The sequence below is a fragment of the Rhodococcus sp. 06-470-2 genome, assembly GCF_002258235.1.
Taxonomy (GTDB): domain Bacteria; phylum Actinomycetota; class Actinomycetes; order Mycobacteriales; family Mycobacteriaceae; genus Rhodococcoides.
In genome coordinates this window covers 1-12,746 of record NZ_NOYB01000034.1, presented here as the reverse complement: position 1 = coordinate 12,746, position 12,746 = coordinate 1, and the positions used below count along the sequence as shown (strand labels likewise).

Sequence of the window (12,746 nt, the reverse complement as noted above, 5' to 3'; positions counted from 1 at the left end):
TCACACTCCGACGTTCAACGACTGGATGTACGCGCGCACACCCTCGACTTGCCGAGCGAAGATGTCGCCCGGCATCTGCTCCGCCGACGCATCACCAAGGGCGATGTCGTACACCAGATCCTGATCGCGGCCCCACCGCAGTTTCGTGCCGTGCACCTGGTCGACGTACAGCCGCAGCGTGTCGCCGATCTCCGCCGAGATGCGGTCCCCGACATCGAAATGCCACCCGATCCACCAGGGGGCACCGTTGCGGACGGTGAACTTGAACGACGTGTAGGCGCGTGTCTTGTGAACCCCCACGCGGATGGCTTGAAGCGCGGAGACGGAGAACCCGGTACCGCCCGAGTTCTCCCAATGCTCACCCCATTGGAGGCGGCCCATCTTCGCCTGACGGAACACAATCCCGACGCGATGGAAAGCGAGAATTACGTCCTCGACGGTCTTGTCGAAAATGCCCAAAGCGAGCCCGGGATTTCCGAACATCATGCCGATATAGCCCAAGGCTGCATTCAGTAAGAACTTGACGCCACTATTGATATAGCCAGGTGAGCGTCCTCCCGTGAGGATTGCACCGGCGAGCGCTTTATGCACCGTCATTTGCCATGTAGAAATACCCGACACCCCGGTGTACATCGCCGTCCGATACGACACGAACGGTGCTTCGTTCACCGTCCCAAACACACCCGGCTGCGAGTACTGCGCCGGCGGGGCACCGGGGTACAGCACCTCGATGGTCTCCGACACACCGTCCGAAAGGATGGTGCGGCCGAGCTTCGCGAGCCCGTCGAACACCGTCCCCGTCGGGCCACGGACACCCGACTTGTCGACGACGTCGAGGACGATGGTGGCCTTCGTCAGGGTGAAGTGCGTCGGGGCGGGCTGCGGGTCACCTGGCACCCACAGCGTCGCCGTCAAGTGCAGGCCCGCGTCTTCGAGGGTCGGTTTGATGACGTCGAACAGATTCCCGAACCGCGTGGACAGGACAGTCCACATCGACGTGTCGCCGAGGAAGCTGCCGGGAATGACGACGATTGGCCAGTTCGCGGGGTTGAGGTTCGCGAGCCACGACGCGGGAGAGAAGATGTTTTCCGGTAGCGACCAGAGGGGTGCGAATCGTCGAAGTAGGCACAGGAATATCAAAGTCTTGATTGCGAAGATTGACGGTGCCGCGAGCAGAAACATTTTCGGGAATTGAAATTCCGGAGGGAGCAGCGGATTCGAATAGCAGATCGCTTTTTTTACTACCTCAAACACGTGCAAAAAATTGAGCTCCAAATAAACGAAGCCATCTTCTTCACCGCGATAAACAATTGTCTCCGCTTTACCGGGCCACCGCTTACCCGGCGTATCCACAGTGATGTGGATATCCTCTTCCTCGTCGAGCTCCTCGATGAGCCACTGCTTCAGCTCGTGATCACCGAACAGCAAGATCCGGCCCTTGCCGGTGTCGTTGAGTAGATCCTCGAACTCGGCCTCGATCTCACCGAACAGCTCCGCCTTGAACTGGCCATCGCGGTCGTACAGCTTCACCACCGGCCGAGCACGCAACGCTTTGATCCGCGCGCGTGTCTGGCGTTTGATCGTCGACCGGACCTCGCCCGGTTCCATCAGTGGGGGCATCAGACTTCACCTCCGAAGAATCGATCCCATTTCTGGACGGCGTAGACGGCGAGTTTCGTTGCGGCAGTGCCGCCAACGAGCGTCACCGGAAGATCGACGGGCTCGTTCGTTCCCGGCGGCAGGGGGCTGATGAAGTCCTCCGCCTTCATCAGGGCGACACCCTGCGACTCGTCCATCGGCTGCAGGGTGAGGTTCAGTGGGTACGTCTCGATGAGGAATGACTTCCCCGCACCCATTGGCGGGATGGTGTGGGTGATGCGTTGCCCCGCGAGCGCGTGCCCAGCGGGGTACACCGCGAGGCCGTCGGGGAGGGTGAACGTCGATGTCGCAGTGAGCTCGTTCGTGGCGTACTCGAGCCAGCACTCTTGGTCTGCGGGGTTCGGGACCTGCAGGACGCGGTTCGATACCCGGGTGGCACCCGATCCGGTACCGGTGTCGAAGGTGACCTCGTCCCAGAGTTCTTTGCTGTACCAGTACGGGTCGCATGCCAGCGCGGTGATGTCCCACGCGAAGGCCTTCGACCGGCCGGGGGCGAGCTTCATCAGGTCTTTCGGCTTGCGCTCCAACCGGATTGCGATCTCACGCCAGTCGTCGACGCCGGTGTCGAAGTAGACACGGAGGATGCAGTCGTGCCGGAAGTTGAGTACCCGCCAGAGCAGCGATTCGACCGCGCGGAGTCCGCGCCAGTTCCGTGCTTTCGTTCCGAGCCGAAACTCAAGGATGCGCTCTTCGACGCGCGGGTAGTCCGATAGCGTCGCGCCTGGTTGGTAGGCGTACGACTTCCGAACCTGCGTGATGGGGGTGTGGTAGAAACCCGAATATCCCTGCAGCAGCGCGATACCCGTGCTGAAGTCGACGTCAGGCCCGTTGATAGGAATGACCTCGATATCGTTGCCGTCCTCGTCTCGGAGGATCAGCTGCATCGGTAGGTCGAGATCGCCGCAGTCGTCGAAGTCGATCGGTGTTGTCATCAGTTGCCCCGGTACCTTCCAGCGACAGCGGTGCCCGGTTGGAACTGCCGTTCGAGTTCCGCCGACACCTTGTTCGGGTCCATGCCGACGAATGAGTTGTTGAAGACGACCTGTTGGTACTCACCCGCCTGCGATGAGGCCGGTGCCCCCATGCGGGCCAGTTCGGATGCGCCGCGGTCGACGAGACTGCCCCACGCGGATTCGAGGCCGAGGGGGGAGAACAGTTCCCCGCCGATTTCCTTCAGGGCGTCGATGCCCCAGGAGTTGAACTGGGATTGGAAGTCTTGACGCGCTGCCCAGTCGTTCGCGCCCGCGATGCCGCCGTAGGGTGCGGTGTCGCCGTAGTACGTCGGGTCGAAGCCACCCATGCGGGACGTCGCGCCCGGGACGGCACCCATCGGAATAGCAGCTGTCGTTCCGGTAGCGGGGTCCGTCACCGTGTATGCGGCAGCATCCGATGCCGTGGTGGCGAGAGTGTCGCCGCCCGGCACGGGGAAGTCCGACGGCCAGTTGGTGACGAACACGTCCGTCGCGCCGTATCCGGCGTCGACAGCACCGTCGACCGCAGTACCGCCGCCACCGGCGGTAGTACCGCCACCACCCAACGAACCGCCGCCACCGCCACCGCCGCTCGATGACGTGCTACCGCCACCCTTCACCGTGCCGGTGATACCGCCCTTGCGGGCACCAGTACCGGTCGTCGCACCCGACATCGTCGGATCACCACCGAGGAAAAACTCCGGCGGGAAGTGCGCATGATCGGTGAACGACGGGTCATCGGCACCAGCCGCGCCGCCCCCGTACTGGCCGTCACCGCGCGCGCCACCCATCTCGACGTTCACACCATTCGGCAGCGTCCCCGCGGTATGCCCGCCGTACGGGCCGCCGTTGAACCAGCCGAGGTTGAACGACCCCGACGGCCCCAACCCGGGGATAGCGCCCATCGCGGCCAACGACTCAGCCATGTTCCCTGTCGCGAACCGCGACCCGAACGGGTCATTACCTGCGGTGTAATTCGCGAGCGCCGACATCGCACCAGAGCAGTCACCCCAGTTGACGCCACCCCAGACGTACTCCTTACCTTCGAGTTGAGTCGCGAACCGGTTCAACTGATCTGGGGTGACGAGGCCGCCGTTCCTGAAGCCCGGAACCATCCCGTGGAGGAAGTCGGCCGGTGGTACCCAGCCGTTGTTGATGGCGTCGAGCAGCGGCAGCGTCGTACCCGACACGGCCTGCGCGCGAGTCACGTACGCGAGGTGTTCCTTGTTGCTGATGCGGATCAGGTTGGCGTCGTCCGTCGGGCCGCCTGCACCCTTGAACACGCCGCCCTGCGCGCGGCCCGGGACCTTTGTAAGATTCCCGCCTGAGCGCCGAGGGCTAGGGGTACCCGACTCAGACCAGTTGACAAGCTTGTCGCCAAGTGCCCCTACTGCGCTAGCGCCCGGGATTCTGAATCCAGCGACACTCGCGCCGCCAACGTCTTGGAGTAGCTTCCCAATTTTTCCGACTGCGACCCTGATGGTGGATACGACGCTGTCCCACACCGAGGAGATCTTGTCTCCCATCCCGGTGAAGAACGATGTGATCGATTCCGTTGCACCGGAAATGAAGTCACGCGCCCCCTGCATGTTGGTCTTCACATCGGTGAGACGGTCACTCCACTCCTGGGCGAACGACCGGATACCTTCGACGACGAGCGGCAGGACGTACCTGGCGATGAACTCGATGGCCGACGTGAGCGGCGGCAGCACCGTCTCCACCAGCACCATGAACAGGTCGATCACCACAGGAAGCAGATCCGCTGAAATTTGCACGAGCTGCGGGATGAACGGCGCGAGAGCCAGAATGATGCGGCTGAACGAATCGATGAGCGTCGGAAGCAGCGGCGTGATCTGCACCAGAGCGTCAGCGATTGCGGTTCCGAGTTGCATCGCGACGTCGGCCAGGATCGGCGCGAGTTGCTCCATCGCGGGGCGCATCCCCTCAAGCCACAATTCGATGACCGGGCCGAGTGCCTCGAAGATCGTCGTCAGCGCCGGCGCGAGAGCCTGCACGAGCGTCGAGATGACGTCGGCCGCCATCGGGAGTAGCGGGGCCAGCGCCTCGATCAGAGCTGCGAACGCTTCACCGAGTGGACCGATGGCTGGTGCCAGCGCGGCGATGGCTTCGACCAGCGCTTGGCCGATGACGACGAGAATGTCCGAAAGTGGCCCGATCAGCGGAGTGAGGGCGGTGCCCAACGCGGCGAACAGTGTTGCGAGGACCGGCATCACCGGTACCAGCCCGTCAGCGAGCGCCGAGATGAAGTTCACCAGGAACGGCATCAAGGTGATGAGGGACTGACCGAACGATGCACCGAGCGCGCCGAGTGACGGCGCGAGAGCACCGAGGCCCTCACCGAGGGACTTCAGCAGTGGACCGATGACGGGTCCGACGATGTTCCCGAACTCGATCAGGCCGTCGAGGAGCCCGTTGAGGCCTTCCCCGAATCCGTCCATGATGTCGGCGAAGGTTGAGATCAGTTGTGTCAGTGCGCCGGAGTTCGCGGCATCGGTGAACGCCTGCATGACGTTGCCGATGAGACCGCCGATCGACGCGCCGACTTCGTCCATCACCGGACGGGCCGCAGTACCGATAGCGAGGATCCCCTCGGATGCCTGCCGCAGGCCGGGTTGCAGCGCGGTGATGAAATCGGAGGTGCCGGCGAAGATGTCGCGGATACCGTTCTGCGCTTCGGCGCTACCCCAGAACGCGGCAAATTCCTTTGCCGCGCCGTTGATTGCGCCACCAACTTCCGTCATCCCCGTCTTCAAGGTGGGGAGGGTGGCGTTCGCGAGGTTGGTGAATACGCGGTCGAGGTCGGCGAACATCGCATCCTGGACGGACAGTTTCAGGTCTTTCCATGCGGGGCCGAGGTCGCGCATCGCCAGGACGAATGCGCGGGCGTTCGGGGACAGTTTCGCGAGGGCTTCGGCGACCTTGTCGGCAGCGTCGGTGGTGCCGTTGAGGGCGTCGTTCATCGCCTCCGTCGCCTCTACGAGCTGCTCGTTCGCTTCCGCGACCCGCTCGTCGGCCTCGACGACTTTCTCCTTGGCCGCGACAACCTCGTCGGACCCTTCGACGCCCTTGGCGTTCGCTTCGGCGGCCTGAGCGATGAGGTCGTTGTTGCGGCGCGCGACCTCGTCCTGACGCCGCAGCGCCTTGTCGATACCGAGGGCGGCTTCAGCGCGGTCCAGGCCGGTGGCTGTGGGATCGGAGAAAGTCTGGTCGTATGCCTCACGTGCCCGAGCCAGCGCGAGGGCTGCGTCCTTCTCGTCGATGGCGGTGCCCTTGAGGGCGAAGTTGACGTCCTCGATCGACCGCGTCGCGTCCTTGCGGGCCTGGTTCAGATCCTTCTGGGCGTCGAGGCTGCCTTTGTTCGCGCGGGCGACGGCTTTCTCCGCCGATTCCATCTGTTTCGCTGCTGCCTCAACAGCTTTCGCTTGTGCCTTCGCGTCGGCCCCGGCGGATGCCGTCTGGTCGGAGAACGCCGAGAATGCGTCCCCGATGCCTTGCATTCCGACGACCGCGGTCGCGAGACCTGCACCGCCCGCGATACCCACCGCGCCGAGCCCTGCTGCGAGCGCACCTACAGCGCCGGCCGCGATGCCTGCCGCGCCACCGATCGCTGCGATAAGGCCAGCGATCCCCGCGGTGCGGAGTTTCCGGCCGCGACTGTTCGTGCCGTCCAGCGAGTTGTTCAGCGACGACAGGCCACCTGATGCCCCACCGCCGTTGGTGTTGATGTTCACCGTCTGAGTGACCGGTCGCGTAAGCGCCTCGAGACGAGCTCGGTAGGCCGCCTCGTTGATGTCGAGACCCACGGGCACACGAATGTTGGCCGCCGCGAGACGGTCATTGAGGTTGGTCACGAACCGTCGGAGCTCTGCGTTCGTGACAGTCAGGTTGACGTTGACGCGGCCCTCGGGGAGGTTCCGGATTCGCTCCCGAAATGCTTCCTCGTTGAAGTTCGGCTGCACGTGGACAACGACGTTGCGGGCCTTGAGCTTCTGGTTCAGATCGCTGGTGAACCGGCGAACCTCGGCAGCGTTCGTTCGGAGCTGCACATCGACGTGGAGGTTCTTGATCTCCCGCACCGCAGCACGAAGCGCGGTCACATCGGGGTTCAGCTTGATCTTCGCGGCGAGCTGGATCCGGGCCAACTGCTTACGGGCAGCCTGCGCGGCCTTCTCCGTCGCAGCGCGGACCCGAGCCTCGAACTCGCCATCCAAATCGCCCCACTCAAGGCGAGCTTGGACGACGGCTTCCGCGAACGGATCGGGACTGGTCAAGCCGCGCCTCCGTCGGGTCACACAAACTTCTCGTGTGCCCGGCCCACAGCCAGCGGCTAACTACAGGTAAGAGTATCCGAGCGACGCCCAGCTACCGGTGTTTGCTCGCCAACGCCATCACCGCATTCCAATCGTGTGCCGCTTCCTCCACCGCCACCCCCCTCACGGCCTCCTTCGCGGCGACCCTCGCAGGTGGGGTATCGAAATCGTGTGTCAGCTTCTCGACTCGCGTCTCGTCGCCCGCCGCCCACTTCAGCAGCAATGCTCGAATTGTGTTGGTGGCGCGCGGTGCCGGCATCGACATCACATCCACACCCCGCATCGATAATTCACCGTCGACCATCGCCCAGTTCCCGAGTGCCCGCCACCAAATCTCCTGCGCGGTCCAGCGGGGGCACCCGAACCACGACTCACACAGTGCATCTGCGACGTCGTCGAGGAACGCCGAGCACATCGGGTCGGTGCGATCGAGGAGCGCCTTCACGATCATCGTCGAATCGTCACGGTCCCGGACTGTGGAGCACACCAATGCGACCGGCGAGTAGGCAAGCAGGAGGGACACCAGCTGCGGCAGTGCAGGTTCCGTGACGTGAATGACGCGGCCATCGCACACCCACGCCGCAGCTGGTGTCCCCCAGGGGGGACCGAGCATCTACCGCTTCGCGTTCTCACGCTGGCGGCGTCGACGCTCCGCCCGGTTGAGCTGCTCCGGTGTCCACGCGGCGATGAGACCGTTGACGATGTCCGCGAGGATGTTGATGTTGAACTTGTCGCCGCGTGCGCGGAGGCGGGTGTGAATGTACAGGCGGGATTCCTCGTCGAATGCATCGTCGACGATGGACATGATGGCCTGTGTGCGGTCGACGACGGTGGCGGATCCGGCGAGGGAGCTAATCAGCACCACCCATGCACCGGGGTCGGGCTTGGTGGCCATGAGCTCCTGGCCGTCGACGACAATGAACTTCGTGTCGTTCGGGTCGTCCTCTGCTACCTCGTCCGCGTAATCCGAGGTCTTGAAGACGAGGGCGTCGGAGATGTCGTTGTCGTCGTCGTCGATGAATGTGTCGGTGGCGTCGAGTTTCTCGGCGGGTTCCTGAAGCTTTGCTTGCGCCGCTTCGATCTGTTCGAGGCTTGGGTCGCCGAGGGACTCGGAGGGCTTCGTCGGTGCGGTGCGGGGTGTGGCGGTCTTACGGGCGCGCGGCGGCATGGCGTCTACTTCCTGGGGTTGCTAGGTGGTGGGTCGAACTCGGACGTTCTGGGGGCCGAACACGTCACGCATCGCGTTCGTCAGGAATGGCGTCGGCGGAACACCCTTCACCGACTTCGCGAACACGAACCCCCGCTTGTTCTTCGGCAGGTTCTTCACCCCCGCCGGCAACGGGCCCATCATCTTCCCGGCACGGAACTTCAACGCCTTCGCCGTCACCGGGACGATGGGGGTCTTGTGTGGGCCGTAGATGCCTGTGCCCTCGTGGATCCACTTCGCGTACTGCAGTGGTGAGCCGACACGGATGATGGCCGAGTTGGGTGTCATCGTGACGAGGTGGGTGAGGGATGCGCGGAGTCGGCCTTCGTCGACGGGCGCGTATTCCTTCGCCTTGTTCGCGATGGTGCGGCCGAGGCGGTCTGCGTATCGGCCGGCACCGGTGGAGAGGGCAGATGCCATGCGGCCGCGGTGCATGTCGACGTGGCTACTCGCCGACATCGTCGGCCTTCTTCGGTGCGGCAGCGCGCTTGCTCCGTGGCTTGGAGTCGGCGGGCTCGGTGGCAGCGTCGGCGGTGGGTTCCATCTCCACTGCGTTCGCCGCGTCTTCCGCCTGCTCGTCGGTCAGCTCGTCGTCCCCGCTGGCTGGTGGGAGGGCGTCGGGGTTGTCGAGGTCGAAGCCTGCGGCCTTCGCGTCGTCGTCCGTCAGCGGGGCCGCATCGGGGTCGTACCGCTCCCCCAACACCACACCGTCGCCAACATAGACGGGGTCACCGTCGGGGACGTAGATGGACAGGATGCCGTTGTTGAGCAGCTTGTCGATGTAGTCGGTGCGTTCGACCGTGAATATCGCGCCGTCCTGCCAGTCCGTCGTAGCCTGATTCGCCTTCACTGTCACCGTGGATTCGCTCATAGCGACAGGATACGGTGCACTGTGCCCGCCGTCTCGCAGGCTAGAAGCGGGGGTCACCCTCCAGTGGTGCGACGACCTCGTCGAGCTGAGGCGGCTCCACATCGCAGGGGCAGTTCACGTCCGCCAACACCGTCACCGTCATGACGCCACCGTGCACACCACCCTGCGGGCCATGCGGCCGCCAGTTCCCGACAATCGGCTGCTCCGCCTTCGTGAACGCGCACCGGGCAGCCCTGCGCATCGCCGCAGCATCGTCGATCGCATCCCGCGCAGCCGAATCCAGATAGGCGAGCGGCGGAATCGAATTGTCTTCCGTATTCGGATAGCAGCGGTACGTGCCCAGCTCCAGCACGAGCGTCGCGACGACAGCATCGTTCCGGCCGATCGGTGCACCGTGCTGCTGCGGATAGTTCACCGACGTTCCGATGTCGACGACCCGCACCCACGCCATCCCCTCGCCCGTACCGCACTCGCATCCGTACGCCGGGGCCATGTTCCCCGGGTGAACGACAGCGAAGCACGGTGCACCTGCCCGGGTTGCATCGAGTTGCGCTGCGAGCTCGTCCCGCAACCTGGCCGCGAGAGCATAGATACCGATGTCCATCAGCTGAACCTCGCTGCTCGAGGTGCGTCCGGCGAGTACACCCGCGGAGGCTGCTTCTGCTGATACGGATTCACAGTAGCGATCCACTGATCGACCGAGCTGATCCCCGTCAGCCCCGCCTCGAACAGGCCGGCGGCGTCCTGCAGTTCGACTGTGATGCCCTGCCGTGCAACATTGATCGCCCGGTCGGGGATCTTGCAGGCACCCGACTTCTTCGCCGCACGGAGGAAGTCCAGCGCGAGATCCCCGGCTGCGTACTGCCCGGCTGTCGGCACCGGCACCCCTTGCTTGTAGGTGACGGCGAACGCCCCCTCCGCTTCGTCCGCGGCCTTCAAATCCTGCGCCTGCGGCCACACATCACCATCAGTCCGCAGCAGCCACCGATTGTTCCGCACCTTGTACGCCGAATCCGGCACCGTCTCACCGTCGACCAACACCGACACGATCTCCGCGACCGGACCCGGCAACGCCACCTCCGACGGACCCGCGCAATTGCAACCCGACGCACACCCACACGCCCCCCGCATCCACGAACCCGAGATCAACCCCGGCCACCAATAGCCGTCCATCCCCGAACCGGAACGGCCACTGTACGTGGAGAACTCACGCGGCCCGAAGCACGGCCGCACCGTCTGCTCCGTCAGCCCGAACACCCGGCCCGTCAGCGCCCACAGACTGTGGATCGCGAGCGAGCTCGCGCGGTCCCGGTCGTCGGGATCCGCCTCCAACCACTCCGCCGCGGGATTGAGGATCGGCCACTCGTCGGGTCCGTCGGGCATCAGAACATCTTCTCTCTACTCGGGGGGATCGAACTCGAAAGCACAATGGCGGACACCGCGATTCACGGTGCCCGCCATCGAAACCACTACCTACGCCGCAAGGGGGATAGCGCCCGCCGTCTCGGTCGGAGGAGCGACCGTCGTCGGCTCGAAATGCACGTGCTGGTCCGACGCGATCGGCACCAGCAGCGGGCCCGGAAGAGCGGTCGTCGACGGCGCGACCGGAGCCTGAGACACCACGTCGTACGGCCCCACACCCCACTGCGCATCCGAGCTGGTGCGGCCCGTGATGGTGAACGTCGCCAACGCGTTCTCGAACGAGAAGTCACCGAGACGGCCACCCGTCATCCACGGCATCAGGAAGTAGCCGTAGCTCTTCCCGTTCGGGCCGCAGGCAGTGTTCGGGACATCGGTCCACGTCTCGATCGCCGCGTTCGCGTTGATCGTCTCGCCGATCCGGATACCGACGGCATTACCGAGGTAGTCCAGCACGATCGGCTGCCCCGTCAGGAGGTTGAACAGGTCGGGGTTCACCTCCGCGAACACGGCCTCGAAGTTGAAGTACTTCAGCTGATCGTCGGCCTTGTCGACGACACGCAACTTCCCCGACGCTGCCTTCTGGTTCGTCTCCTCACCATCTTCGTACTGAGGGGACAGCTTCACCGAGATGTGGCCACCGGTGACGAGAGTCGACTTCTGGCCGACGACGGGAGCGGCGCAAGAGTCGAGTTTGGTGGCGCGGACGACGTGCGACCGGATTGTGGGCCAGACAGTGGTGGGCATGAGGTGAACCTCCGCGAGAAAATGATGCACTCGCTCGGCCCACAGCCAGCAGCTTCCTGTGGTGTTGAGGATAGTCTCTCGCAGCGGCAACAGCCGAGAGGTTGACGGACCCCACTGCTACGGTCCGTTCGATGAGCCAGCAACCGGAGACCCCGTACCGACGCCGGCAGCGCTACCACGACGCCGCACAACGCATCCGGAAGCTCGCTCGGCAACGGCACGCGAACATGAATCTCGCCGCGGGCCGGTGGGTCATGTACGAGCGTGACCTCACCGACCTCGCTGACGAATGCGAACGAGTCGAGCACCAGATCGACGAATCCACGCCGGAACTCGACGCACGAATCCGAGCCGCCCTCGCCCTGCCTCGAATACCCGACTAGCCGAGATCGGGTGCGAGGACCTGTCCCGCAACGACATGCGACGAATGCTCGTTCGTCAGGACAACACCCCTGTTGTAGAACTTGTACGTCGTCCCGATCTCTTTGTGCCGCAGCGACCGGCTGATGATCTCCATGGGCACCTTTGCGCGGTACGCCGTCATCGCCGCCGTGTGTCGCAGCATGTGGCAGGACACCGGCCGGTCGATGCCGGCCTTCTTCGCGAGCCGCTTCACCACTCGGTCAGCGGCGCGACGTGTCATCCGCTGACCATCACGACGAAGAAGCAGCGGCCCACTGATCCGCCCATCTATAGCTCGGTCCACCGCCTGCATCACCAGCGGAGGCTGTGGCACCTGCGCGATGTCGCCACCCTTCTGGACGAACTGAAACATCCGATGCGCCTTCGACATCAGCAGCGACGACTCGACGTCGAGCGAGCACGCCTCCGACACCCGCAGTCCGCATATCCCCATGATCATGATCAGTGCGTACTCCTGCGGCCGCGAGCTGGCTGCCGCGGCGATCAACGCGTTGAACTCCATGCCGTTGAGCGCTACCTCACGGGTCTGGTCGACTTTGATCTTCGGTAGCCGCAGTAGCCGCGTCGGGTTCTTGGTGCACAGGTCGTCGTCGAGGCAGATCTCGTAGAACAGTCGGAGTGTGCCGATGCGGTGCCGGATGGTGGTGGCGCAGTTGTGTCGTTCCTCGGCGAGGTACCGCATGTACAGCTCGAGGTGGGTCCGGTGAGCGGTGAACACGTTGATGTCGTGGGTGTCGCACCAGCGGAAGAACATGGCGAGGTCGTCGCGGTAGGACTTTCGGGTGTTGCCGTCCCACCGGTGGACGAACGATTCGACGTACATGGCGCGGTCGATACCGACCGGGGTGGTGGCGGGCGCGGCGGGTATGGGCGAGGTACTTTCGAGCAAGGTCATCTCCCAGGTCTGGTCTGGTGGTGGCTAGGCCCCGCGAGGTGTTCGAGCACCTTCGGGGCCGTTCCGTTTCTCCGGAACGATGACCAATGTACACAGATACAGTCGTCTGTACCTGTCTTTATAGTTGGTGTTATGGGCGGCTAAGCCGTGGCGAGCCCGAGTGCGATCAACGCCGATCTGATGTTGTTGGCCAATGCCAGCGCGGAGGCTGCATCCGTTGCGG

At 64.2% G+C, this 12,746-nt stretch carries 12 protein-coding genes; 1 reads left to right on the top strand and 11 read right to left on the bottom strand.

Going from position 1 to position 12,746, the window contains the following annotated elements:
• The 10 genes from CH276_RS18845 to CH276_RS18800 form a co-directional block, all read right to left on the bottom strand.
• Nucleotides 1-1,620, bottom strand: coding sequence for a Gp37-like protein (locus CH276_RS18845; RefSeq protein WP_141214746.1), 1,620 nt, complete (start codon nucleotides 1,618-1,620; stop codon nucleotides 1-3).
• Entirely contained in the window at nucleotides 1,620-2,591 is a 972-nt protein-coding gene (locus CH276_RS18840) for a hypothetical protein (RefSeq protein WP_094631591.1), read from the bottom strand. Before CH276_RS18840 ends, CH276_RS18845 begins: the two co-directional genes overlap by 1 nt.
• Complete coding sequence (locus CH276_RS18835) at nucleotides 2,591-6,922, bottom strand: phage tail protein (protein ID WP_094631590.1); 4,332 nt, start codon at nucleotides 6,920-6,922, stop codon at nucleotides 2,591-2,593. Before CH276_RS18835 ends, CH276_RS18840 begins: the two co-directional genes overlap by 1 nt.
• 91 nt (nucleotides 6,923-7,013) lie before the next feature.
• Nucleotides 7,014-7,574, bottom strand: coding sequence for a hypothetical protein (locus CH276_RS18830; RefSeq protein WP_094631589.1), 561 nt, complete (start codon nucleotides 7,572-7,574; stop codon nucleotides 7,014-7,016).
• A complete protein-coding gene (locus tag CH276_RS18825) occupies nucleotides 7,575-8,129 on the bottom strand; it encodes a hypothetical protein (RefSeq protein WP_094631588.1) in 555 nt (184 codons plus the stop codon).
• 21 nt (nucleotides 8,130-8,150) lie between these two features.
• On the bottom strand, nucleotides 8,151-8,627 hold the full coding sequence (locus tag CH276_RS18820) for an HK97 gp10 family phage protein (RefSeq protein WP_094631587.1): 477 nt from the start codon (nucleotides 8,625-8,627) through the stop codon (nucleotides 8,151-8,153).
• The gene (locus tag CH276_RS18815; RefSeq protein WP_094631586.1) at nucleotides 8,614-9,039 is read right to left on the bottom strand and encodes a hypothetical protein; all 426 of its coding nucleotides are present in this window, start codon (nucleotides 9,037-9,039) and stop codon (nucleotides 8,614-8,616) included. The genes CH276_RS18820 and CH276_RS18815 overlap by 14 nt, the downstream gene beginning before the upstream one ends.
• Before the next feature lie 40 nt (nucleotides 9,040-9,079).
• Entirely contained in the window at nucleotides 9,080-9,643 is a 564-nt protein-coding gene (locus CH276_RS18810) for a hypothetical protein (protein ID WP_094631585.1), read from the bottom strand.
• Complete coding sequence (locus CH276_RS18805) at nucleotides 9,643-10,422, bottom strand: hypothetical protein (protein ID WP_094631584.1); 780 nt, start codon at nucleotides 10,420-10,422, stop codon at nucleotides 9,643-9,645. The genes CH276_RS18810 and CH276_RS18805 overlap by 1 nt, the downstream gene beginning before the upstream one ends.
• A gap of 90 nt (nucleotides 10,423-10,512) precedes the next feature.
• Nucleotides 10,513-11,205 (bottom strand): hypothetical protein, encoded by a 693-nt coding sequence (locus CH276_RS18800; RefSeq protein WP_141214745.1) that lies wholly within the window; start codon nucleotides 11,203-11,205, stop codon nucleotides 10,513-10,515.
• 131 nt (nucleotides 11,206-11,336) lie between these two features.
• On the opposite strand from CH276_RS18800, the gene CH276_RS18795 reads away from it, so the two are divergent.
• A complete protein-coding gene (locus CH276_RS18795) occupies nucleotides 11,337-11,588 on the top strand; it encodes a hypothetical protein (RefSeq protein ID WP_094631582.1) in 252 nt (83 codons plus the stop codon).
• Here the strand turns inward: CH276_RS18795 and CH276_RS18790 are convergent.
• Complete coding sequence (locus CH276_RS18790) at nucleotides 11,585-12,523, bottom strand: tyrosine-type recombinase/integrase (RefSeq protein WP_094631581.1); 939 nt, start codon at nucleotides 12,521-12,523, stop codon at nucleotides 11,585-11,587. The genes CH276_RS18795 and CH276_RS18790 overlap by 4 nt on opposite strands.
• Between the last annotated feature and the right edge of the window lie 223 nt (nucleotides 12,524-12,746).

Coding starts and splice junctions, on each gene's coding strand:
- CH276_RS18825 (WP_094631588.1), bottom strand. CDS start 8,129: ATGCCGCCGCGCGCCCGTAAGACCGCCACACCCCGCACCGCACCGACG.
- CH276_RS18810 (WP_094631585.1), bottom strand. CDS start 9,643: ATGGACATCGGTATCTATGCTCTCGCGGCCAGGTTGCGGGACGAGCTC.
- CH276_RS18840 (WP_094631591.1), bottom strand. CDS start 2,591: ATGACAACACCGATCGACTTCGACGACTGCGGCGATCTCGACCTACCG.
- CH276_RS18795 (WP_094631582.1), top strand. CDS start 11,337: ATGAGCCAGCAACCGGAGACCCCGTACCGACGCCGGCAGCGCTACCAC.
- CH276_RS18830 (WP_094631589.1), bottom strand. CDS start 7,574: ATGCTCGGTCCCCCCTGGGGGACACCAGCTGCGGCGTGGGTGTGCGAT.
- CH276_RS18845 (WP_141214746.1), bottom strand. CDS start 1,620: ATGCCCCCACTGATGGAACCGGGCGAGGTCCGGTCGACGATCAAACGC.
- CH276_RS18815 (WP_094631586.1), bottom strand. CDS start 9,039: ATGAGCGAATCCACGGTGACAGTGAAGGCGAATCAGGCTACGACGGAC.
- CH276_RS18790 (WP_094631581.1), bottom strand. CDS start 12,523: ATGACCTTGCTCGAAAGTACCTCGCCCATACCCGCCGCGCCCGCCACC.
- CH276_RS18820 (WP_094631587.1), bottom strand. CDS start 8,627: ATGTCGGCGAGTAGCCACGTCGACATGCACCGCGGCCGCATGGCATCT.
- CH276_RS18805 (WP_094631584.1), bottom strand. CDS start 10,422: ATGCCCGACGGACCCGACGAGTGGCCGATCCTCAATCCCGCGGCGGAG.
- CH276_RS18800 (WP_141214745.1), bottom strand. CDS start 11,205: ATGCCCACCACTGTCTGGCCCACAATCCGGTCGCACGTCGTCCGCGCC.